This window comes from Rhodococcus sp. NPDC057529, assembly GCF_042802055.1.
Taxonomy (GTDB): Bacteria; Actinomycetota; Actinomycetes; order Mycobacteriales; family Mycobacteriaceae; genus Rhodococcus_F.
Window position 1 is genome coordinate 60,352 of sequence record NZ_JBHVEY010000012.1, and the last position, 21,710, is coordinate 82,061.

The following is a 21,710-nucleotide window of genomic DNA, read 5'->3' on the forward strand; positions in this document are numbered from 1 at the left end:
GTAAACAAAGGTCGACGGGACAGGTACATAATGGGAAGATGAGCGAATGGCACCGCCTATGACGACGCCACCGGCGGAGGACGTTCTGGTCGAGGCACTGCACGCCGCGGACTCCCGCACGGCCGGTGCGGCGCAGGCGGTGGTCGCTCGACTCATCCGCGAGGGCTCGCTGGTGTCGGGAACCCGGCTGCCGACGATCCGGGACCTGGCACAACGGTCGGGGCTGAGCACCCGCGCCGTGGTGGCCGCCTGGAGCGGCCTGCGCCGCGACGGCCTGATCGAGACCAACCGGCGCGGTGGCACCGTGGTCGCGCAGCTCGAGTCCCTGCGCGGTGGCGCAGTGTCTTGGTCGGATCGCGATCTGCTCACCAGCAGCCCCGACTACGCACTCCAGCCCGACCTGGCCACCGCGATGCTGGCGGGACTGCAGACCGATCAGATCAATCGGCCCGGGCGGGCATACATCACCGACCGTCTGCGTGAGGTGGTCGTCGAGGGGTGGCCCTTCGAGGCAGAGGCGTTCGTCGCGGCTGGCGGCGGCTCGGAGGGTCTGCTGCTCGCCGTGGAGGCGGCCGCGCCGGCGGGAGCGCTGATCGCCGTCGAGGAACCGGTGATGCCCGGTTTCCTCGACACCTTGACCGAGGTCGGGTTTTCGGTGGTCGGAGTCGAATCGGACGAGGACGGCGCCGTCGCCGCATCCCTGGCCGCGGCGCTCGCCCGCGAGCCCGCCGTCGTCGTGCTGCAACCGGAAGGGGCGTATTCGGCGGCCGGCACGCTGACATCCGCGCGCGCACACGAACTCGCCGGCACACTCGAAGCCGCTGCCTACGGCGGGTGGATCGTCGAGGACGACGCTGTCGGTCCCCTCGCCCGTGAGCAGGCTCCGTCGATGGGCAGCTACTTCCCCGAGCGGACGGTCCGGGTGCGCAGTTACTGCAAGGCATTCGGCATGGACATCAAGACGTGCGTGATCGGCGGCAGCGCCGAACTGGTCGACCGGGCGATCAATACCCGGGTGCACGGAATCTCGGCCAACAGCCGGATCCTGCAGGACGCATTGGCTCATCTGGTCACGGACCCGGACGCCGCGGCGCTCGTCGAGACTGCCCGCGCGTGCTACGAGTGGCGGCGCACCGGATTGGTCACGGCCCTGGCGGAGCGTGGCGCGGTGGCGCGTTCGGGCCCGAACAGCCTGGTCGTCTGGGTCGAGGTCAAGAACGAGACGGGAACGTTGATCGAGTTGGCCCGCAAGGGAATCGTCGTCGGCGCCGGCAGCAAATCCCATGTGGCGCCGAAGCGGAGCGGTCTGTTACGGGTCGCGGTCCCGCAGTTGCCGGACGATCGCGGCCTCCTCGGCGAACTCGCGGACGCGCTCGCCGAGGAGGCCGGGTCGACACACCGGGAAAGGCTGGAGTGATCGACCCGGCTCGCGGTGTGCCCGGGGTGGCGGCTCGCTACGAGGCGACGACCGGAACCAGCCGGGGCGCGATCTCGTCCGAGATTCGGTGCAGGCATTCCAGATAGCGCGGGTGTTCGAGCGCGAGCGGGACGTGGAACAAGACCTCGGTCGCCGACCGGACCCGCGCGTCCGCAGTCAACCGCGCCGCCACCTCGGCGCTCGATCCGACGTCGACGCCGCGCTCCCGGAGGTAGCGGTGGTGATCGCCGTCGTCCAGGCTGCCCGTGTAATAGCGCGGGCTCAGCGAGACGTCGGTGGTGAACAGGTCGAGGGCGTCACGGTGGGAGTCGCCGGGCAGGACGGCGACCGTCGACCCGATACGAGGGCCGCCCTCGCCGGTGTACTCGGTGCGGTAGGCGTCGATCAGGTCGCGTGCTCCGGCCCCGCCCCTGGCTTCGGAATTTCCGTGCGGCAGTAGACCGTCGCCTGCCCGTGCGGCGAGTCGTGCGGTGTCGATGTTGCCGGTGGACTGCCAGACCCGGTGCCGAAGCGTGCCCGGCGGAGGGTAGAGCCCGATCTCGTCGGAGACCCGGCCGGTCCCGAGGATGGCGTGCAGGGCGGCCGCACGCTCGGTGTACAGCGTTTCCCGATCGCTCTGGTCGAGGGTGAAACCGGCGTAGGAGCTTGCGGACAGACCGAATCCCAGCCCCTTCCCGATGCCGAGTTCGAGGCGCCCGCCGGCCAGCTGATCGGTCACCGCGGCATCTTCGGCGAGACGGACCGGATTCTCGAACGGCAGTGCGACGACCCCGGTTCCCAATCGGATCCGGGTGGTGCGGGCCGCGACGGCACCGAGGAACGGAAACACCGACGGCAGTGCCGCATGGTGGGCCTCGAAGTGCCGGGTCGCGAACCAGATCGTGTGGAAGCCGAGTCGCTCGGCCTCGACGGCGATGGTGAGGGCACGGTCGTAGACGAGTGCGGCCGGTGGACCGCTGCGCAGCTGGACGAAGAGTGACCACGTGGGGTCCGGTGAGAGCGTCATAGGCCGTAGTGTCCTCGCAGGGTGGTGGACCGGTATTCGGTGCGGAACAGGCCGCGGCGCTGCAGGAGTGGGACCACGTGGTCGACGAACGTGTCGAGCCCCGAGGGGAGCTCGTCCATCATCACGTTGAAACCGTCGCACGAGCCCGAACGGAACCAGGCTTCGATGAAGTCCGCGACCTGTTCGGGGGAGCCCACGATCTTGGCGTGGCCGCTGCCCGCGGCGAGCAGGCGCGCGGCACCACGGGTATCGAGGGCCTGGGTGCGCACGTACTCGAGGAACACCGACAGCTGGCCGCGTGCACCGGGTGCCGCCTCGTCGGGGGGAACCAGGTGCCAGGGAAACGGCGCGTCGAGTTCGAGTTCCCCGGCGTCGACACCGAGCCGGGCCCCGAGGTTGTATGCCTGCACCTCGTCGGGAATGAGGTCGGTCAGCTCTTTTTCCCGTTGCAGTGCAGTGGTTTCGGTGTCGGCGAGCACCACGATCAGGCCTGGAAGCAGCTTGATCGAGTTCGGGTCCCGGCCGGCGGACGCGGCCTGGTCCCGCAGTTCCTGTCGCCGGGTGAGCGCCGACTCGGCCGTGGAGTGGGCGCTGTACACGGCGTCGGCGTAGCGCGCCCCCAGCTCGACACCGTGGGTGGAGGCACCTGCCTGGATCAGGATCGGGCGGCCGTCCGTCAGCGGGGGCGCCTTCAGCGGACCCGCCACCCGAAACGTCGCGCCCACGTGGTCGATCGCGGAGATCTTCGTCGAATCCAGGTAGCTGCCCGTGGTCTTGTCGGCGTGCAGGGCGTCCGGTGTCCAGGAGTCCCACAGCGCCGAGACCACGTCGAGGAACTCCGCCGCCCGGGCATACCGTGCCTGCTTCGGCAACGCCTCGCTCAACGAGTAGTTCCGGGCTGCGGCATCGCCTCCCGTGACCACGAAGTTCCATCCGGCCCGCCCTCGGGACACGGCGGAGAGGCTGGCGAACTGGCGCGCCAGGTTGTACGGGTCGTTGTAGGACGTCGTGGCGGTGGCGATCAACCCGATGTGTTCGGTGTGCGCGGAGATCACGGCCTGTGCGACGAGCGGATCGAGGAGGCGGCTGGGGGAGTTCCAGTCCTTCGACTGCAGATTCGGGGAATCGGCCAGGAACACCGCGTCGAGGAATCCGCGCTCGGCCGCGCGCGCGACGTCGACGTAGTGGTCGATTCCCACGAAGTGCTCACCGGGCTGCGACGCGCGTCGCCACGGGCTGCCGATCGTGCCGCCGGGTATGAGGTTGGCATTGAGAATTACGTGCTCGGGTGACGAGACCATGGCTTTCCTTCGTTCATGCGGTCGGGTGAGAGGGGACGGCGTCGGTCCCGCGGTCGACGGCGCGCTGCGGATCCGACGTCCACGCCGAATACGAGCCGATGTAGAGCGAGGCTTCGACGCCGATGGTCGCGAGCACGAATACCTGGAACGCGGCGGCGACGGCACTGCCGCAATAGGTGGCGGTCGGTGTGGTGCCGTCGACGTGGAGTGCGTCGTATCTGGCGCGAAGCTCACGTTCGGTCCGCAGCCTGCCGGCGTTGTCGAGGTCCCCGAAGACGGACGCGCTCACGGCGTCGGGAATGCGGCCCTCGTCGTACAGGTCGGCGGGGCGGGAGTCGAGGAGCCGGCCGGCCCGGGCGAGAGGGGGGATCTGGTCCGTCGTCACGACGGGGAGGTGGCCGGGACGGGCGATCGCGGTGCCGCGCGGAGGGCGCGCGTCACCGATCTCCAGGGAGCCGCCCGCACCGCGCCAGGCCGCCAGGCCTCCGTCGAGGATGCGGACGTCCGTCAGTCCGGCCCATCGGAGGACCCACCACGCGCGCCCGGCCGGGGCGGACCGGGAATCGTCGTAGACGACAACGGTGCTCGCCGGTGAGATTCCCCATGCCTGCACCGCGTCGGTGAGCGGCCCGGCCTCGGGTAGCGGGCGGTCGCCGGACTGCGGAGTCCTCGGACCGGACAGGTCGGCATCGAGATCGACGAACACCGCCCCGGGAATGTGGCCCCGCAGGTAGGCGTCTCGACCGGAACGGTCGCCTGCTTCTGCCCGGACGTCCAGGACGACCACCTGGCCCGGGGGTGTGACGAGCAGTGTCTCCGCGGAGACGAGATGGTGTGTGCGGGGGCTGGTCAAGGGTGCCATCGACTTTCGGTTGGGGACTTCGCTGACCCAGTTTATGTTTACACTCTGTCGATAACATAATTCGATTCGCCGAGATCTTATGTATCCAAAAGGTGCGGATCCCGCACTATCGTCCCATGCTGTGGCCTCCGCCCGGGGCGCAAAGTAACAGGAGTGACGTGAAAACAACCAGATTCGTCGACGTCGAATGGCTGTCGACGCACCTCGCCGATCCGTCGACGGTCGTGATCGAACTGACCGACGACCCCGCCCACGACGGGGGTCCCGGAACCATCCCCGGTGCCAGCACCGTGTACTGGAAGAGCCTGCTGTGGCATCGGGACCGTCGCGAGCTCGCGTCAGCGGACACCCTCGCCGACCGCCTCCATGCGCTCGGGGCCCACTCGTCGTCGACCGTGGTCTTCGCCGGCGACCCCCCGCAGTTCGCCGCCTACGCGCTGTGGGTGTCCGCGGCGCAGGGGGTGGGGGGCACGCTGAAGTACCTCGACGGAGGCGTCGGCGCCTGGCGCGTGGCGGAACCGGCGACGACCGGCGGATCCACGCCCGGGAACACTGCCGGCGCTCGACTGCCGATCGTCGCGCCGCGCTATCGGGAGGTGGTCGTCGGGCGGGAGGACGTGCTCGCCGCGATCGATTCGGGGACACCGATCGTCGACCTGAGATCGCCGGAGGAGTATGCCGGCCATCGTGTCTCGCCGGTCGGTGAGCCGATCGACCACGGTGCGCAGCGGCACGGCCGGATCCCGGGGGCGCGAAGCCTGCACATCCGCACACTCCTCGACGAGGACGAGCGCGTCCTCCCGGTGCCCGAATTGCGCGAACGCATCGAGAATCTCGACCTCGCCGACGCCGGCGAACTGATCTTCTACTGCAGGCTTTCGCACCGGGCATCGTTGGGCTGGTTGGTGTTCGAAGACCTGCTCGGCGACTCCCGGGTCCGCGTCTACGACGGATCCTGGACGGAATGGGGCAGCATCGTCGGCGCCCCGGTGGAGCGGTGACACTGCAACAGCGCCTCGTGGTCCGGCACATCGGCGGGGTGGTGCTTTCGGCGCTCGCACTGATGTCGGCGGCGGTGACGCTGGCGTTCCTCGCGGTACACGTCAGTGCCGGCGATCCGGTCACCGCGATCCTCGGCGAATCGAGCGATCCCGCGCTGCGCGCGCAGGTCGAGCGCGACTGGGGTCTGGACCGGCCGCTCGTGGAGCAGTACCTGAGCTACCTCGGGAGACTGCTGCACGGCGACCTCGGCTACTCGTACGTCCGGGGAGAGCCGGTCGCGCAGATCCTGTTCGGCGAGCAGTTGACCACCAGCGCCCAGCTGGCAGGGTTCGTGCTGGTGGCCACCGCGGTGCTCGCGCCGATCCTCGCGGTCCTCACGGCGGGCCGGCGCCACGTCCTCGCCCGCCTCGTCGGCACTGTGGAACTGGCGCTGGCATCCGCCCCCACCTTCTGGATCGGGCTGATTCTCATCGCGGTCTTCGCCTTCGGTCTCCGCATCTTCCCCGTGACGTCGGGAAACGAGCTGCAGCGACTGATCCTGCCCGGTCTCACTCTTACTCTGCCGATCTCCGCGGTGCTCTCCCAGGTTGTCAGGGAGGGCATCGAGCGTGCCCTCGAACAGCCCCACGCGCTGACGGCGCGAGCACGCGGCACCGGTGAAATCGGTATCCGCCTCACACACGGACTCCGGCACGCGATGATCCCCGCGGCAACCCTCGCGGGGTGGGCGGTCAGCAGCCTGATCACCGGAACCGTTGTCGTGGAAGAGGTATTCGGTAGAGCCGGCATCGGCCGGGCGACCGTGGAGGCGGTCACCTACAAGGACCTGCCGGTCGTCCTCGCCGTCGCCCTGTTCGCCGCCGCCATCTACCTGACGGTCTCGGTGCTGGTGGACATCGCCTACCTGTGGATCGACCCACGCCTACGAGAGGTGACCCGGTGACCGCTCCCGCCCTTGCCCACCGCCCACGCACTCTGACAGCGCGGATTCCGGCCGGCGGGCGGCTCGTCGCGTCCGCCTTCCTGATCTTCTGCGTCGTCGTGGTCCTGTGGCCCACGCTCGTCGCCCCCGGCGACCCACTGCGCACCGACCTGGCGCTCGCCCACTCCGCGCCGTCGCTCCAGCACCTCTTCGGTACCGATCAGCTCGGCCGTGACGTCTTCACCCGCGTGGTGCACGGTGCGCGGCTGTCGCTGCTCATCGGCACCGCGGCCACACTGCTGGCGGTGCTCGTCGGGATCGTCCTCGGGCTGGCCGCCGGACTCGGCAACCGTGTCGTCGACAGTGTGCTGTCCCGCGTCGTCGACCTCATGGGCGCGTTTCCCGAGATCCTGCTCGCCCTCGTTCTGATCACGCTGCTCGACAAGGGGACCACGAACCTGATCTTCGCCATCGGCATCGCGACGGCGCCCCGCTACGCCCGGGTCGTTCGCGCGGAGGCGCGCCGAGTCGACCACAGCGAGTACGTCGCCCAGGCCGGTCTCCTCAGCACCTCCCGCACACGGATCGTGTTGCGTCACATACTTCCCAACGCACTCGGACCGCTGCCGCTGCTGATCACCCTCGGCATCGGGACCAGCATCCTCGGTGCCGCGGCGCTGAGCTTCATCGGTCTCGGACCGCAACCCCCGTCCCCGGAGTGGGGAGCGATGCTCTCCGAGGCACGTGACGATCTGCGCATCGCCTGGTGGTCGGTGGCCTTTCCCGGGCTGGCGATCACGGCGACGGTCATCGCCACCACCGTGCTCGGTCGCGCCGGCCAGCACCGATTCGAACGGCGGAGGGCCCAATGACGCTGTCCGAGATCGTCCGTACCGGAATCGACACCGCAACGGATCCGCTCATCAGGGTCGAGAATCTCCAGGTCCGCTTCGGCGCCTCGGCCGCGCCCGTCGTCGACGGCGTGAGTTTCTCGCTCCACCACGGCGAAATCCTCGCGATCGTAGGCGAATCCGGCTCCGGCAAGTCGGTGACCACCCGCAGCCTCGTCGGCCTCGCCGGGCCGGGCGCGACGGTCCGGGCGGACCGGTTCGACATCCTCGGCGAATCGGCGCTGCACCGGACCGAGCGACAGTGGCGCACGATACGCGGGCGGCGTATCGGACTCGTGCTGCAGGATGCGCTCACCGCCCTCGACCCGTTGCGCACCATCGGCCAGGAGGTTGCCGAGTCACTCGAACGCTCTGTGCCGCGGGCACATCGGGCCCGCGCCGTCGAGGAATTCCTGGCCTCGGTCGGTATCGCGGATCCGCAGATTACACGCAGGCAGAGGTCCTTCCAGTTGTCGGGAGGGCAACGTCAGCGCGCGCTCATCGCCTCCGCGCTGGCGGGCGACCCGCAGATCCTGCTCGCCGACGAACCGACCACGGCGCTCGACGTCACCGTGCAGGCCCAGGTGCTCGACCTGCTCGTCGAACAGGTCCGGGGCGGCCGCGCGATGATCCTGGTCAGTCACGACCTCGCGGTGGTCTCCGCGGTGGCCGACCGGGTCATCGTGATGCAGGCGGGGCGGGTGGTCGAGCAGGGACCGGTACGTCGGGTCATCGACCACCCGGCCGCCGATTACACCCGCGAACTCCTCGCCGCCGTGCCCCGCGGCACCGCGCAGCGTACCGGACGGGCAGCCACTTCGGCCGTGCTCGCCGCCCACGGCCTGATTAAGAACTACCGGGTTCTCGGTTCCACCGTGACAGCCGTCGACGACGTCTCCTTTCGCGTGCACAGCGGCGAGGTGCTCGGGGTGGTCGGCGAATCCGGCTCCGGCAAGTCCACCGTGGCGAAGATCGTCACGGGGCTGATCACACCGGACGCGGGCACGATGACCTTCGACGGGGCACCGCTCACCGCCGGCACCCGCCGACCCGGACGCATAGCGCTCGTGGCGCAGGATTCGGTCGCCTCGTTCGATCCCCGCTTCCGGGTCGGCGAGATCGTCGCCGAATCCGTTGCCACCGTCACGCCCGCACCGGACCGGAACGGGCGGGTGAGGCAATTGCTCGACGCCGTCCACCTCGGCGCGGACACCGCCCACCGGCACCCCCGCGAACTGTCGGGCGGGCAACGGCAACGCGTCAACATCGCTCGCGCGCTGGGATCCCGGCCACGCCTGGTGGTGTGCGACGAACCGGTGTCCGCACTGGACATCACCGTCCAGGCGCAGATCCTCGACCTACTCGCCGAGCTGGCCGAGACAACCGATGCAGCTTTCCTTTTCATTTCGCACGACCTCGCGGTGGTGCGGCGGCTCTGCCACAACCTGGTCGTCCTCGACCAGGGCCGCATCGTCGAACACGGAAGCACCGACACCGTATTCGGCGCTCCCACCTCGCCCTACACCCGGCGCCTCCTGGACGCCGTCCCGACTCTGGGAACACCCCATCTCGAGAAAGACGAACCCGTTGCGTAGACAACTGATACGAGCCCTGTCACTGGCCGCCACCGCGATCCTCATCGCCGGAACAGCCGCCTGTGCCTCCGACCCGGAGCCCGGCAGCGGCGGCGGTGGCCCCACGACGGCGCCGGCCGACGGCGGCACGTTCACCGTCGCCCTCGACAGCTATCCCAGCCGTGGCCTGAGCCCCCACTACGGCGCCGCGTTCGAGGCCTCGCAGGTCCTGCGCAACTCGTACGACAGTCTCGTCTCGGAGGACGCCGAGGAACAGTTCCACCCGTGGCTCGCCACCTCGTGGACCATCTCACCGGACGGCCTGACCTACGACTTTCAACTCCGCGACGACGTCACCTTCCACAACGGCGAGAAGTTCGACGCCGAAGCGGTCAAAGCCAACATCGATGCGCTGCGCAGCCCGGACTACCCGGCCTGGACCGTGCTGGGACTGCTGCAGTATTCGAGTGTCTCCGCCGTCGACGTCGTCGACCCGTACGCCGTGCGGATCACCCTGAGCACGCCCCGAGCGGACTTCCTCTCCACGCTCGGCGGCCTCAGCGGCGCGATCGTCGCACCCAGCACCCTTCGCGCCGACAACGCGAAGCTCACCAGCGGTGAGGGATTCGTCGGCTCCGGCCCGTTCATGCTCGACAAGGTGGTCCAAGGACAGGAGATCACCTTCCGGAAGAACCCCGACTACCACTGGGGTCCGGCGACCGCGACACATCAGGGTGCCGCGTACGTCGATCGACTCGTCGTGAAGTACCTACCCGAAGCCTCCACCCGCGCAGGGCTTCTGCGCAGCGGCGAAGTCGACGCCATCGGCACCGTCAAGGCCACCGACATCGGCCTCTTCGACGGCGTCGACGGATTCCACTACGAGCAGACCGGTTCCGCCGCATCGACGACCGTGATCATGTTCAACCTCACCCACGGGCCGACGCAGGACGTCCGGGTGCGGCGTGCACTCGTCCGCGGTGTCGACCTCTCGGCGCTGATCGAGAATGTCACCAAAGACACGCAGGACAGAGCGTGGAGCCTGCTATCCCCGGACAGCAAATACTTCGATCCCCGCCACGACGACACCTACCCCGCCGACATCGACCAGGCCAACTCGCTGCTCGACGACGCCGGCTGGACCGGCCGCGACGGTGACGGCTACCGCACCGACGCCGGCGGATCCCGACTGAAGGTCCGGCTCCTGGCCACCATTCCCACCTACCCGCTCGACGACGTTCTCGCGGCGTGGCAGGCGGAGATCCGCCAGAACCTCGGAGCCGAGGTGGAACTCGAATACGTCGAGAACGCGCTGGTGTACGACCTGCTCGCCCGCAACGACTACGAGGCGTTCCCCCGACAGGTCGGCGGACTCGATCTGTCACTGCAACTCAACCGCGCCTTCGGCTCCACCACACCGGACCTGAAGTACGGTCAGATCGACGGCATCACCGTCGGATCGATCGTCGCCGGATCCAAGCTCGCCGACCCCCAGGTCGACCAGTGGCTGGTGCAGGCCACCAAGGCGACAGACGACACCACACGAGCAGGCCTGTTCGACAAGGTGACGGAATTCCTCCTCGACAACGCCGTCGCGTTGCCACTGTTCACAGACCGCAACAGCGTCGCCGCGACCTCCGACGTCCACAACCTCACCACTCTCTTCGACGCTCCCCGCAACACCGTCAACGCCTGGGCATACGACATCGCGGTCAACTGAGAGCGGAATCGATACGCCCGCAACGGATTGGTGAGCGACTCGGTTCGCATGGCGGATATCGCACCGTGTCCCGTGGGTTCCTCGGTATCCTGGCCGGCACAGACAGGGCACGACGACAGGGTGCTGCTGCCCTGCGCGACATTCGGGGGAGCGACTGCCTCGACGCCGAGCGCACGCGCCTCGAGGAGGGGCTCCTCGATGACGACTGCCCGTGGGCGCGGGCATCGGTCATCATCTCCGGAGAGCGCGTGCCGGCCGGGACGTCAGACGACTGCTCGATGCGCGACCGTCAAATCCCCATGTGAGTGGGAAAGCGTGTCCCGGCACACTTTCCCACTCACATGGTCAGTGTCCGGTCGGCCAGTTGTCGGACAGTGTGTAGCCGGTGGGGAAGGGGTCGGCGGGGTCGAGGCCGACCTGGCTGAGTTCGGTGATGTAGGCCTGCCCGGTGACGCGGGGTACGACGGCCTCGTAGTCGCCCACGGTGGTGAGCCGGTCGATGCGGCTGGTGAATCGGCTGCCGATCACGGATTCGTGGACGAAGGTCTCACCCACCTCGATCAGGCCTTTCGCCTTCAGGACCGCGAGACGGGCGGACGTGCCGGTGCCGCAGGGCGAGCGATCCAGGCGTCCCGGCGAGACCACGACCGCGTTACGGGCGGTCAGGACGCCCTCGTGGCGAGACAGAGGACCGACGAATTCGGTCTGGGTGATGCCGGCGAACTCGGGGTTGGTGGGGTGCTGGGCCGGAATTTGCTCGGCTGCCGCAGTTTTCAGTTTCTGTCCGAGTTCGCAGAGGTCGCGGGCCTCGTCGGGAACCAACTTCAGGCCGAGGGCCTCGGCGTCGGCGAGTACGTACGCCATGCCGCCCCAGGCGACGTCGACGGTGAGGGTGCCGTATCCGTCGAGTTCGAGCGGTACGTCGACCGCATAGGCGAACGCGGGCTGGTTTTCGAATTCGACGCCGGTGACCTTGCCGTTCTCGCAGGTGCACCGGATGCGGATGAGCCCGGCGGGTGCCTCGAGGACGAGGTCGGTGACGGGTTCGACCATGGGGATCATCCCGGTCTCGAGCAGTGCCGTCGCGACACACATCGTGTTGCTGCCCGACATGGCCGGATACTCGGTCGACTCGGCGATGACGTAGCCGAGTTGGGCCTGCGGATCGGTGGCCGGGACGATGTAGTTGACGCAGTGGGTGACTGCACCGCGGGGTTCGTGCAGCAGCAGTTGCCGCAGTTCGTCCTGGTTGTCCCGGAAGTGCTTCATCTTCTCGAACACCGTGGCGCCGGGAACGTCACCGATCCCGCCGGTCACGACGTTGTTGATTTCTCCACCCACGTGACACTTGACCACGTTGACGACTCGGCTCCACCGCACGACTTCCTCCGATCGGATGCGCTTCGATGGCGTTCATCGAAGCAGTGTCAGTAATTGTTCTGTGCCGCGACGAGCGGCCTTCCCTTCGAGCGTTGCACAGCCGGGTATGCGGCAGCGGCGTCGTCGGCGAACATCGCCGGCACACCGCCGGTGTGCAGGAACACGATGGGCCCGGTCAGGCGGGGGTCGGACAGTGCGGCGACGGCCTTCGCCGTGTACACCGGGTCGGTCACGATGCCCTCGTCGCGGGCCAGTTCGGTCATCGCTGCCTGCGACCGGTTCGAGGCGAGTGCGTATCCGGGACCGAGGTATTCGTCGAACACGGTCGGGGTCACTGCGGGCGGGGCGAATCCGAGTTCCGCGGTGGCGGCCACCAGGTCCCGGACCCGTCCGCCGAGGTCGGCGTGGATCTGCGCGACGTCGACGCCGACGATGTTCGCCGGGGCGCCGAGCAGTGCGGCACCGAGTTCGAGCCCGGCCTGGGTGCCGCCGGTCGAGGAGGCGTGCACGATGGTGGCTTCGGTGCGGTCGACGAGTTCGAGTTGGTGGTGGATCTCGAGGAAGGCTGCGGCGTAGGCGAGTACTCCCGCGCTGGTGCTGCCGCCGGCGGGAACGAGGTACGGGCGCTTGCTGCGGTTGCCCTGATCCCGCAGCCGGGCACACAGCTGCCGGGCGTGCTCAGTCATCGCTGTCCAGTCGAGGTCGTCGACGAAATGGGTTTTCGCGCCGAACAAGTCGTCGAGCAGCAGGTTGCCGCTGGGCCGGTGCGGGGCCCGGCCACCCAGGATCAGGTGGGCGTCGATGCCCGCCGCGGTCGCGGCCGCCGCCACAGTGCGGGCATGGTTGGACTGCTGCGCCCCGACGGTGACCAGACTGGTAGCGCGGGCGTTCATCGCATCGGCGAGAATCAGCTCCAGCTTCCGGGACTTGTTGCCGCCGGTCGCGAAACCGGTCAGATCGTCCCGCTTGATCCAGACCTCGCGGCCCAGGCGTTCGGAGAAGTTCGGCAGCAGGTGCAGCGGTGTCGGGGTGGTGGTGAGCCTGATCCTGCACCGCCACCGCCGCGCGAGGATCTCTCGGGCGCGGGCGTCGGCGATGCAGGGCGTCAGGTACGAGACGGGATCGGTGACGGAGACGTTCGCCACCGGCCTCTGCGCGCGTGTCATGGGAAGGGTCGCTCCTTTCGAACGCGTGCGATTCGGGTCGGCGATGCCGGCCGCTGCGGGCCGACATCGCCGACAGTCGGTGAGGGCCGGTCTACTTGGCGTAGTTCAGGCCGGTCTCGGCGATCAGCTTGGTGAGCTCTTCCTTCTTGTCCGCGGGCAGTTCGCCGTAGGGTGCGCGGGGGACACCGAGGTCGACGCCCACGGCCTGTGCGGCGGCCTTGGTGGCCACGGCGTAGCCTTCCTTGCCCAGGAAGTCGAGGACGTTCCACAGACGCTTGAAGATCTCGAGGGCCTCGGTGTACTTGCCGGCCTTGGCGAGTTCGTAGATCGCCACCGTCTCCTTCGGCGCGAAGTTCGGTGCACCCCAGATGGATCCGGCGGCACCGGCGGAGAAGGCGGGCAGCACGATGGTGTCCCAGCCGACGAACGTGTCGATGGCGTCACCGAGGTTGAAGATGAGGTCGAACGCCTGCTCGATCGAGCCGGAGGTGTCCTTGATGTACTTCACGGCGTCGGTGCGCCCCAGCAGTTCGCGGTAGAACGGGCGGTCGAGGTTCATTCCGGTGACACCGGGCAGGTTGTAGGCGATGACGGGGATGTTCGCGGCCTCACCGACGGTGGCGAAGTACTCGATCACCTCATGGCGGGTGGGTGCCTCGTAGAAGGGCTGGACCAGCAGGACCGCGTCCGCTCCGGCGTCGGCGGCGTGCTTGGACAGTTCGATCGCGTCCGCGGTGCGGGTGGAGCCGGTTTGCGGGGCGACGGGCACCCGGCCTGCGGCCTGGTCGATGACGACCTTGTTGACGAGTTTGCGCTCGTCGAGGGACAGTGCCGCGAACTCGCCGGTGCTGCCGCCGGGGACGAGACCGTGCAGGCCGTTGTCGATCAGGAAGTCGACGTGGTTGCGCAGCGCGCCTTCGTCGACGGAGCCGTCGGCGGCGAAGGGAGTGGAAACGGCAGCGAGGATGCCACCCAGCTTCTTGGTCATGTTCGTGTCCTTGTGTCGTGGTGGGTCGGCCACTCGCGGGCCGTGGATTCTCCGAGTCGATGTCCCGGGTCTCGCTCGTCTCCTCGACCGTCGTAGATTGACGATTGTCGACAAGTGAACGATAGAAATTTATCTGGCGTGCGCGATGCTTGTCAAGGGTTCGGGTTTCTCATTCGCCGATCCGGACCGGGTCGTACTCCGCCGGACGTGCGGCGATGACCGCGTCGGTCTTGCGTCCGGCGGTTTCGTGGAGCATGGCGGCGGCGACGATCGCGGTCACCCCGGTGACGATCAGGATCACCGAGGGGGACACCGGGCTGCCGGTGGCGGAGATCAGCCAGGTCGCCACGTACGGTGCGGTGCCACCGAAGAGCGCGACGGAGATGTTGAAGCCGATGGAGAAGCCGGCGTAGCGCACCCGCGAGGGGAAGATCTCCACCATCGCGGCGCCGGAGGCCGACATGAACATGGCCAGGCACACACCCATGGCGGCGTGGGCGACCATGATGGCGGCGACGTTGCCGGTGGCGAACGCCACGAAGGCGGGGAAGACGATGAGTGTGCTCGACACCGCGCCGAGGATGATGACCGGCTTGCGGCCGAAGCGGTCCGAGAAGCCGGCGAAGACGAAGATCGCCACCGCCGCCGACACCAGGCAGGTGACCGTCGACGCAGACGCCATGCCGAACGAGAACCCGACCTCGGCCTGCAGGTAGGTCTCCATGTACACGAAGATGAAATAGAAGGCGGCGGCCTGGAAGGCGATGCAGCCGATGACTTGCACGATCTGGCGCCTACTGGTGTCGAGGGCGTCCTTGATGGGCGACTCGCTCACCTCGCCGGACGCCTGCAGGCGCTCGAATTCCGCTGTGTCGCTGAGCTTGAGCCGGATGTAGAGGCCCACCAGTCCGAGTGGACCGGCGATCAGGAACGGTATCCGCCAGCCCCAGGCGAACATCGCGTCGTCGCTCAGGGCCGCGTTCAGGCTCAGGACGAGGATCGAGGCGGCGGCGTTGGCGAGATAGCTCGAGCAGTGCCAGAAGCTCACCGTGCGTGCCCGTCGTCCCCGTGCGGCGGACTCGACGAGGAACGTGGCGGCACCGCCGGGTTCGCCACCGGCGGCGAAGCCCTGCAGGATGCGCAGGGCCACCAGCAGGACGGGCGCGGCGATGCCGATGGAGGCGTACCCGGGCAGCAGGCCGACCGCGAAGGTGGACAGCGACATCAAGATGATGACGGTGGCCAGGATCTTCTTGCGGCCCACCTTGTCGCCGAGACGGCCGAAGACGAATCCGCCGATCGGATTCATCAGGAAGGCGACCCCGAATGCGGCGAAGGTCGCCAGCAGGCTGGTTGCCGGGTTTTCGGAGGGGAAGAAGATCTGCCCCAGGAGTACGGCGAGGAACCCGTACGCCGCGAAGTCGAACCAGGTGATGAAGTTTCCGATGGCCGCCGCGGTGATGGCTCGACGCATCTCCGAGCCGTGCAGATGGCCCTGGTGTTCTGTCATGGATGCTTCCGATCGATTCGTGGGCACCCGCACAAGTTGTAGTGCGGTCTATTGTCGACAAGTGACGTTCGTGATTGTTGTCCGGGTCACACACAGTGTCAACGTCGGGTAAAGCCACTTCTCGCGGTCGAGTCACCCGCGTGCGGGTGAAGGCACGGGGTGGCCGGGCGCACGACGTGATCGCGGCTGCGGGCGTGCGTCAGGAGCAGCGGGCCGGGATGAACTGCCCGACCCCGTTGAGTGTGGGCGCGGTCCGGGTTGCGTTCGCCAGGCCGACCGTCACCGGTCCTCGCGACGGGTCGACGTCGCGCATGATCGACCACGGCACCCGGAACACGCGGCCGGGGGAGGCCGCCCAGGGCAGTGTCTTGGTGGTCACGACGCGGCCGTCCTGGGAGAGGGTGACCTTGGGGAACCGGACGAGCGTGTCCGTCCACAACAGCAGGCGCTGTCGCGGCGGAGCCGGGTCGCCCGGGCGCAGCAGGCCGGGAGATACCCACCGGAACGGCTTTTCGGCGAGAATGCGCAGAGCCTCCCCGGTGGGAGCGGGCGCATGCGAGTCGAGGTAGCCGGCCACCTGATCGGCGACGAAGGTGCCGTCGAGCGCTGCGATGTCGGCGGTGTCGACCGGGTGCAGGACGTTGCCGGCGGCGAAGACGCCGCGAGCGCTGGTGCGCAGGGCGGTATCGACGAGCGGCCCCTTGGTTCCGGGATCCAGTTCGATGCCCGCGCTGCGGGCCAGTTCGTGGTCGGGGATCCAATCGCCGGTGAAGATGACGGTGTCGCAGTCGATCTTCGTCCGGACTCCGGTGTCGAGGTGCTCGATCTCGATGGCTTCGACGTTCTTGCGGCCGATGATGCCGACGACGCGGGTGCGGGTGGCGATCGCGAACCGGAACAGTGCCTTGCCGGGGATGGTGAAGGCGGCGTACGACTCCGGTGAGGGGTATTGCGTGGTCATCAGCACGGTGTCGCAGCCGGCGTGGCGCAGTGTCATTGCCGCGGACCAGCTCACGAGTTCGCCGCCGACGATCACGGCCCGGTTGCCGACGCGACCGTGGTGCAGGTGCACGAGATTCTGCAACTGCCCGGTGGTGTAGACGCCGGCGGGCCGATCACCCGGGATCAGGCGGGCCGGGCGGGCCCGCTCACGGGCACCGGTCGCGAGGACGAGTGCCTTCGCCTCCACCCGCAGCAGCCCGGCCGGGCTGGTGACGTCGAGCGCGCCGTCGGGGTGGACGGCGGTGACCGTCGCGTTGGTCCGGATGTCTGCCCCGGCGTCGGTCGCCGACCGGACCAGGCGCTCGGCGTACGCGGGACCTCCGATGAAGGTGTGGAGGTCGCGGATGCCGTACCCGGGATGGTCGCAGTGCCTGGGGATTCCGCCGGCACGGCTCTCACGGTCGAGGACGAGGGCGCGGCGGCCGTGGACCTTGCCGAGCCGGGTGGCGGCGGACAGGCCCGCCGGGCCGCCACCGACGATCGCGATGTCGGTCGTGACCACGGTGCGTGGTGAGGCAGGGACGCTCATCGGTTTTCCTTCGGTGTCGTGGTGGCGGAGCGGCCGGCGCATCGGTAGCCCTCGGCCAGGGTGCCCACCTCCGCTCCGCAGAAGAAGCCCTGGCATCGGCCGTTCATGGCGCGGGTGCGTCGGCGTAGACCCTCGAGCCCGGCCGGGGGAATGAGCGAGGCGTAGGCATCGCGGATCTCACCGGCCGTGACCCGCTCGCAGAAGCAGACGACCTTGCCGTATTCGGCGTCCGCGGCGATGCGCGCACCGTCCTGGTACGGGCGGGTGAACGCCTCACCGATGTTCGGCATCGACGGCGGGTCCGGCAGTTCGGCGCGGGGTTCGCCGAGAGCATCGGCCTTGGTGAGAAGTTCGCCGACGTACTCGGCGACGGCCATTCCGGACGTCAGGCCGGTCGACCGGATGCCGCCGACCAGGACGTACCGCTGATCGGTGTCGACCTCGATGAGGTAGTCGCCGTAGTCGGCGGCGGCCCGGAGCCCGGCATAGGTGGCGGTGACCTCTTCGTCGAGCAGCCGGGGCAGGAGCTTGGCGCCCTTGCCGAGCAGGAATTCGAACCCGTTCGCCGAGGTGCCCGTCGCCGACCGGTCGGTGAGGTCCTCTGCGGTCGGGCCGAGCATGACGTTGCCGTAGATGGTCGGCGATACGAGCACACCCTTCCCCCGGGAGGTGGGAACGGGCAGCACGATCTTGTCGACCAGGGGGCGGGCCAGCTTGTCGTAGACGAGCAATTCGCCGCGGCGCGGGGTGATGTGAAAGCGGTTGTAGCCGAACGCCTGATCGAGGAAGTCCGCCCCGAGCCCGGCCGCGTTGATCACCCAGCGGGCGGTGATGTCGCCGGCCGAGGTGTGCAGGACGGTGCGGTCTGCTTCGACCGTCACCGACTCCGCACGCGTGTCGGTCCGCAGCGTCGCCCCGCGAGTGACGGCGTCGGTGGCCAGCGCGAGGTTGGTCGTCCAGGTGCAGATGATGGACTCGTCCGGCACGGTCAGACCGCCGAGGACGCCCTCGCCGAGGTCGGGCACCATCCCGTATACGGTGTCGGCGTCGACGATGTCGCACTCGGTGTAGCCGTTGGCGACGGCCTTGTCCCGCAGACTCGGCAGAGCGTCGTACTCCTCGTCGTTCCAGGCGACGAGGATCGCCCCGGTGTGTTCGACGGGAATTCCGGTCTGCTCGGCGTATGCCGACAGCAGTGTGTAGCCGCGGCTGACCATCCGCGATTCGAGGGTGCCCGGTTTCGCGTCGAATCCGGTGTGCAGGATCGCGGTATTCGCCTTGCTGGTGCCGTCGCCGACATCGTCGCGGGCCTCGACGAGCGCGATGGTGAGGTCGTATCCGGCCAGTTCGCGGGCGATCGCCGAGCCGACGATGCCGGCACCGAGGACGACGAAGTCGTAGTCGGTGGGGGTGGGTGAGTCAGTCATCGTTTCTCCTGGGGAAGCGTCGCGTGTGCCGCCGACGTCCAGTGGTGTCGGAAATCTGCTGCGCGGTCGGGTGACCAGCGAGGTTCGTAGGTGGTGGCGGGAGTCCAGTCGGTGACCGCGTCGGTAAGGGACAGGCTGGGATTCATCGCCAGGCGCGCGCACGCGGCCGCACCGAGGGCGGTCGCGTGGGAGGAGGGATAGACGTCGATGGGGATCTGGGTCAGGTCCGCGGTCGCCTGCATCAACCGCCGCGACCGGGTGAGTCCACCGTCGACGCGCAGCCGGGTGAGCGGGCCGCCCAGGTCGACCTCCACGGCGGAGACCAGCTCGGCGGTCTGCGCCGCCAGGCCTTCCAGTACCGCGGCCACCAGCTGGGCCCGACCGGTGGACAGGGTCATCCCGGTGAACGAGGCGGTCGCGTCCGGTCGCCACCACGGTGCGGCCAGTCCTGCCAGCGCCGGGACGAAGTAGGTGCCTCCGGAATCCTCGGCGGCGGTGCCGTCGAGGTCGCGCGCCGACGCGATCAGCCCGAGGTCCTGTATCCACCGGATCGCCGACGCGGCGGTGTACGCCTGCCCGTCCACGCAGTAGGAGGTCTGCCCCCGCACGTTCCACGCCACGCAGGAGGCGAGCTGGGAGGCCGAGAGCACCGGGCGTCGGCCGGTATTGGCGAGCAGGAACACTCCGGTGCCGAAGGTGCACTTGGCGGTTCCGGGATCGAGGCACCGCTCCGCCAGCAGCGCCGCTTGCTGGTCGACGATCAGCCCGCCCACGGCGGCGCTCCCGCCGAAGGCATCGGTCTTACCCACCAGGGCGTCGTTGCCGACGATCTCGGGCAACCGCTCCTCGGCGAGCTCGAACAGCTCCAGCAGTTCCCGATCCCACCCTCCGGTGTCGAGACCGGTCAGCAGCGAGCGGCTCGCGGTGGCGGTGTCGGTGACGAATTCGCCGGTCAGCTGATGCACGATCCAGGTGTCGGTGGTGGTGACCACGCCGTCGCGGGAGACGTTGCGGCGCAGCCACTGCATCTTCGGCGCCGAGAAGTACGGGTCGAGTACCAATCCGGTTCGCTGCTCGACCCAACTCCGGGCGGCCGCCTTGTCCCGGCACAGCGTTTCCGACCGGCGGTCCTGCCACACCACTGCCGGGCTCAGCGGTCGTCCGGTCTCCGGATCCCACACCAGAACGGTTTCGCCCTGGTTTGCGAGGGAGACGGCCGACACCGGCACTCCCGCCTGGGTGACGGCCTTCCGGCCGGCGTCCAGGACGGAGTGCAGCAGGTCCATCGGATCCTGCTCGACGCCACCGGCCGCGAGATAGGTGGGGCGCACGGTGTTCTCGGCGATGGCGAGGACGTCGCCGTCGTCGGCAACGACGACCGCCTTGGTCCCGGACGTGCCCTGGTCGATGGCAAGGACTGCCACGATCTCTTCCTTTCGAGTGTGTGAGCGCCGGGATCAGAACAGCGCGGATGCGCCGGACTCGATACCGCTGGAGACCATCGCGTCGACGCCCGTCCGCCCGGGTCAGGCGAGGCTGACGATGACCTGCTTGACGCGCGTGAACTCCTCGAGCCCGGCGGCGCCGCCTTCCTTGCCGTAGCCGGAGCCCTTGAAGCCGCCCAGCGGGCCTTCGGGTCCGACGGCCATGTGGTTGTTGACCCAGACCACCCCGGACTCGATGGTGTTGACGTTCCGCAGAGCGCGGCCGATGTCGCGGGTCCACACCGAGGCGGCAAGTCCCTGCTCGACGGCGTTGGCCTTGGCGAGGGCATCGGCTTCGTCGGTGAACGTCTGCACCGTCGCGACCGGTCCGAAGATCTCCTCCTGGACCAGCTCGTCGTCCTGCTGCAGCCCGTCGATCAGGGTGGCCTCGTAGAAGTAACCCGGACCGTCGACGACCTTGCCGCCGGTGACGATGCGGGCGTGGGCGGGGCGCCGGTCGACGAGCTCGGCGACCCGGGCGCGCTGGCCTTCGGAGATCAGCGGTCCGAGGACGGTCGACGCGTCGGCCGCGTCCCCGATCGCGGTGGCGGCCAGGCTGGCCGCGAGCGCCTCGACGAACCGGTCGTGGATCTTCTCGCTCACCAGCAGACGGGTGGCGGACATGCACTCCTGGCCGGCGTTGAACAGGATGCCGTTGGTCAGGATCGGGAGCGCGGCCTCGAGGTCGATGTCGTCGTAGATCACGACCGGGGCGTTGCCGCCGAGTTCGAGCACGAGACGCTTGGGCGTCGCGCCTGCCGCCTCCGCGATGCGCTGACCGGCCGAGGTGGAACCGGTGAACGAGACCAGGTTGACCTCGGGGTGGCGTACCAGGTGATCGCCGACGACGCTGCCCTTGCCGTGGACGACGTTGAGGACACCGGCGGGCAGCAGCTGCTGCGCGAGTTCGGCGAACCGGGTGGTGGCGATCGGGGTCAGCTCCGCCGGCTTGATCACGACCGTGTTGCCGGCGACCAGGGCGGGGGCCAGCTTCCAGACCGCCTGCCACAGTGGGAAGTTCCACGGGGTGATGCCGAGAACGACGCCGAGGGGCTCACGCCGGACGAAGCTGGTGTTGCCGGCGACGAATTCGCCGGCGGCCTGGGCGGCCAGTGCCCGGCCCGCCCCGGCGAAGTGCCGGAACGCCGCGACGATCCCGGGCAGTTCGTCGCCGGTGGCCGCGGTGGTGGGCTTGCCGGCGTCGATCGTCTCCAGGTGGGCGAGTTCGTCGAGGTTGGCCTCGAGCAGATTCGCCAGTTCGTGCAGGATCTGCGAACGTTCGCCGGGGGTCTTGGCGGACCACGCGGGGAAGGCGGCGCGGGCGGCGGCGACCGCCCGGTCGGCGTCCTCGATCGTGGACTCGGTCAGCTCGGCGACCACCTCACCGGTGGAGGGGTTGAGGACCGTGCGGATCGTGTCGGATGATCCCGTCACCGCCTTGCCGTCGATGATGTTGGTGAGCTGGATGGGGGACGACATGTGAAACCTTTCCTCGGTTGCGATTTGTCG

Annotated in this window: 17 protein-coding genes; 6 read left to right on the forward strand and 11 right to left on the reverse strand. The window is 68.7% G+C overall.

Annotated features, from left to right (window positions below; translation table 11 throughout):
* Positions 1-58 precede the first annotated feature (58 nt).
* The gene (locus tag ACFU5V_RS23800) at positions 59-1,417 is read left to right on the forward strand and encodes an aminotransferase class I/II-fold pyridoxal phosphate-dependent enzyme (RefSeq protein ID WP_378702411.1); all 1,359 of its coding nucleotides are present in this window, start codon (positions 59-61) and stop codon (positions 1,415-1,417) included.
* Between the two features lie 37 nt (positions 1,418-1,454).
* On the opposite strand, the gene ACFU5V_RS23805 is transcribed toward ACFU5V_RS23800, so the two are convergent.
* Genes ACFU5V_RS23805 through ACFU5V_RS23815 form a run of 3 tightly spaced genes read right to left on the reverse strand, consistent with a single transcriptional unit; the run spans position 1,455 to position 4,607 of the window.
* Positions 1,455-2,444, reverse strand: coding sequence for an LLM class flavin-dependent oxidoreductase (locus ACFU5V_RS23805; RefSeq protein ID WP_378702413.1), 990 nt, complete (start codon positions 2,442-2,444; stop codon positions 1,455-1,457).
* Positions 2,441-3,745: an NtaA/DmoA family FMN-dependent monooxygenase gene (locus ACFU5V_RS23810; RefSeq protein ID WP_378702415.1), complete on the reverse strand. Its 1,305-nt coding sequence runs from the start codon at positions 3,743-3,745 to the stop codon at positions 2,441-2,443. The genes ACFU5V_RS23805 and ACFU5V_RS23810 overlap by 4 nt, the downstream gene beginning before the upstream one ends.
* Positions 3,746-3,758: 13 nt before the next feature.
* On the reverse strand, positions 3,759-4,607 hold the full coding sequence (locus ACFU5V_RS23815; protein WP_378438807.1) for a sulfurtransferase: 849 nt from the start codon (positions 4,605-4,607) through the stop codon (positions 3,759-3,761).
* A gap of 158 nt (positions 4,608-4,765) precedes the next feature.
* Between ACFU5V_RS23815 and ACFU5V_RS23820 the strand changes: the two genes are divergently transcribed.
* Genes ACFU5V_RS23820 through ACFU5V_RS23840 form a run of 5 tightly spaced genes read left to right on the forward strand, consistent with a single transcriptional unit; the run spans position 4,766 to position 10,715 of the window.
* The gene (locus tag ACFU5V_RS23820) at positions 4,766-5,608 is read left to right on the forward strand and encodes a sulfurtransferase (protein ID WP_378702418.1); all 843 of its coding nucleotides are present in this window, start codon (positions 4,766-4,768) and stop codon (positions 5,606-5,608) included.
* The gene (locus ACFU5V_RS23825) at positions 5,605-6,552 is read left to right on the forward strand and encodes an ABC transporter permease (protein WP_378702420.1); all 948 of its coding nucleotides are present in this window, start codon (positions 5,605-5,607) and stop codon (positions 6,550-6,552) included. The genes ACFU5V_RS23820 and ACFU5V_RS23825 overlap by 4 nt, the downstream gene beginning before the upstream one ends.
* Positions 6,549-7,403 carry an ABC transporter permease gene (locus ACFU5V_RS23830; protein WP_378702422.1) on the forward strand — a complete coding sequence of 285 codons (855 nt, stop codon included), beginning with the start codon at positions 6,549-6,551 and terminating at the stop codon, positions 7,401-7,403. The genes ACFU5V_RS23825 and ACFU5V_RS23830 overlap by 4 nt, the downstream gene beginning before the upstream one ends.
* Positions 7,400-9,016: a dipeptide ABC transporter ATP-binding protein gene (locus ACFU5V_RS23835; protein WP_378702424.1), complete on the forward strand. Its 1,617-nt coding sequence runs from the start codon at positions 7,400-7,402 to the stop codon at positions 9,014-9,016. The genes ACFU5V_RS23830 and ACFU5V_RS23835 overlap by 4 nt, the downstream gene beginning before the upstream one ends.
* Positions 9,009-10,715 carry an ABC transporter substrate-binding protein gene (locus tag ACFU5V_RS23840; protein WP_378702426.1) on the forward strand — a complete coding sequence of 569 codons (1,707 nt, stop codon included), beginning with the start codon at positions 9,009-9,011 and terminating at the stop codon, positions 10,713-10,715. The genes ACFU5V_RS23835 and ACFU5V_RS23840 overlap by 8 nt, the downstream gene beginning before the upstream one ends.
* Positions 10,716-11,060: 345 nt before the next feature.
* Here the strand turns inward: ACFU5V_RS23840 and ACFU5V_RS23845 are convergent, their stop codons facing one another.
* From ACFU5V_RS23845 to ACFU5V_RS23880, 8 genes are all read right to left on the reverse strand, one after another.
* Positions 11,061-12,095, reverse strand: a complete 1,035-nt coding sequence (locus ACFU5V_RS23845; protein WP_378702428.1) for a proline racemase family protein — start codon at positions 12,093-12,095, stop codon at positions 11,061-11,063.
* A gap of 47 nt (positions 12,096-12,142) precedes the next feature.
* Positions 12,143-13,261, reverse strand: coding sequence for a 1-aminocyclopropane-1-carboxylate deaminase/D-cysteine desulfhydrase (locus ACFU5V_RS23850; protein ID WP_378702430.1), 1,119 nt, complete (start codon positions 13,259-13,261; stop codon positions 12,143-12,145).
* A gap of 91 nt (positions 13,262-13,352) precedes the next feature.
* On the reverse strand, positions 13,353-14,249 hold the full coding sequence (locus tag ACFU5V_RS23855; protein WP_378434035.1) for a dihydrodipicolinate synthase family protein: 897 nt from the start codon (positions 14,247-14,249) through the stop codon (positions 13,353-13,355).
* Between the two features lie 169 nt (positions 14,250-14,418).
* Positions 14,419-15,759 (reverse strand): MFS transporter, encoded by a 1,341-nt coding sequence (locus ACFU5V_RS23860; protein ID WP_378702432.1) that lies wholly within the window; start codon positions 15,757-15,759, stop codon positions 14,419-14,421.
* A 199-nt stretch (positions 15,760-15,958) separates the two neighbouring features.
* The gene (locus ACFU5V_RS23865; protein WP_378702434.1) at positions 15,959-17,290 is read right to left on the reverse strand and encodes an NAD(P)/FAD-dependent oxidoreductase; all 1,332 of its coding nucleotides are present in this window, start codon (positions 17,288-17,290) and stop codon (positions 15,959-15,961) included.
* Positions 17,287-18,717 carry an NAD(P)/FAD-dependent oxidoreductase gene (locus ACFU5V_RS23870; protein ID WP_378702436.1) on the reverse strand — a complete coding sequence of 477 codons (1,431 nt, stop codon included), beginning with the start codon at positions 18,715-18,717 and terminating at the stop codon, positions 17,287-17,289. Before ACFU5V_RS23870 ends, ACFU5V_RS23865 begins: the two co-directional genes overlap by 4 nt.
* Positions 18,714-20,141 (reverse strand): FGGY family carbohydrate kinase, encoded by a 1,428-nt coding sequence (locus ACFU5V_RS23875; RefSeq protein WP_378702437.1) that lies wholly within the window; start codon positions 20,139-20,141, stop codon positions 18,714-18,716. Before ACFU5V_RS23875 ends, ACFU5V_RS23870 begins: the two co-directional genes overlap by 4 nt.
* 102 nt (positions 20,142-20,243) lie before the next feature.
* Positions 20,244-21,680 (reverse strand): aldehyde dehydrogenase family protein, encoded by a 1,437-nt coding sequence (locus tag ACFU5V_RS23880; protein ID WP_378702439.1) that lies wholly within the window; start codon positions 21,678-21,680, stop codon positions 20,244-20,246.
* Positions 21,681-21,710: the final 30 nt, after the last annotated feature.

Excerpts from the sequence above, each read along its gene's own strand:
- ACFU5V_RS23855 (WP_378434035.1), bottom strand. The coding sequence starts at position 14,249 with ATGACCAAGAAGCTGGGTGGCATCCTCGCTGCCGTTTCCACTCCCTTC.
- ACFU5V_RS23865 (WP_378702434.1), bottom strand. The coding sequence starts at position 17,290 with ATGAGCGTCCCTGCCTCACCACGCACCGTGGTCACGACCGACATCGCG.
- ACFU5V_RS23880 (WP_378702439.1), bottom strand. The coding sequence starts at position 21,680 with ATGTCGTCCCCCATCCAGCTCACCAACATCATCGACGGCAAGGCGGTG.
- ACFU5V_RS23860 (WP_378702432.1), bottom strand. The coding sequence starts at position 15,759 with ATGACAGAACACCAGGGCCATCTGCACGGCTCGGAGATGCGTCGAGCC.
- ACFU5V_RS23810 (WP_378702415.1), bottom strand. The coding sequence starts at position 3,745 with ATGGTCTCGTCACCCGAGCACGTAATTCTCAATGCCAACCTCATACCC.
- ACFU5V_RS23870 (WP_378702436.1), bottom strand. The coding sequence starts at position 18,717 with ATGACTGACTCACCCACCCCCACCGACTACGACTTCGTCGTCCTCGGT.
- ACFU5V_RS23850 (WP_378702430.1), bottom strand. The coding sequence starts at position 13,261 with ATGACACGCGCGCAGAGGCCGGTGGCGAACGTCTCCGTCACCGATCCC.
- ACFU5V_RS23805 (WP_378702413.1), bottom strand. The coding sequence starts at position 2,444 with ATGACGCTCTCACCGGACCCCACGTGGTCACTCTTCGTCCAGCTGCGC.
- ACFU5V_RS23815 (WP_378438807.1), bottom strand. The coding sequence starts at position 4,607 with ATGGCACCCTTGACCAGCCCCCGCACACACCATCTCGTCTCCGCGGAG.
- ACFU5V_RS23800 (WP_378702411.1), top strand. The coding sequence starts at position 59 with ATGACGACGCCACCGGCGGAGGACGTTCTGGTCGAGGCACTGCACGCC.
- ACFU5V_RS23835 (WP_378702424.1), top strand. The coding sequence starts at position 7,400 with ATGACGCTGTCCGAGATCGTCCGTACCGGAATCGACACCGCAACGGAT.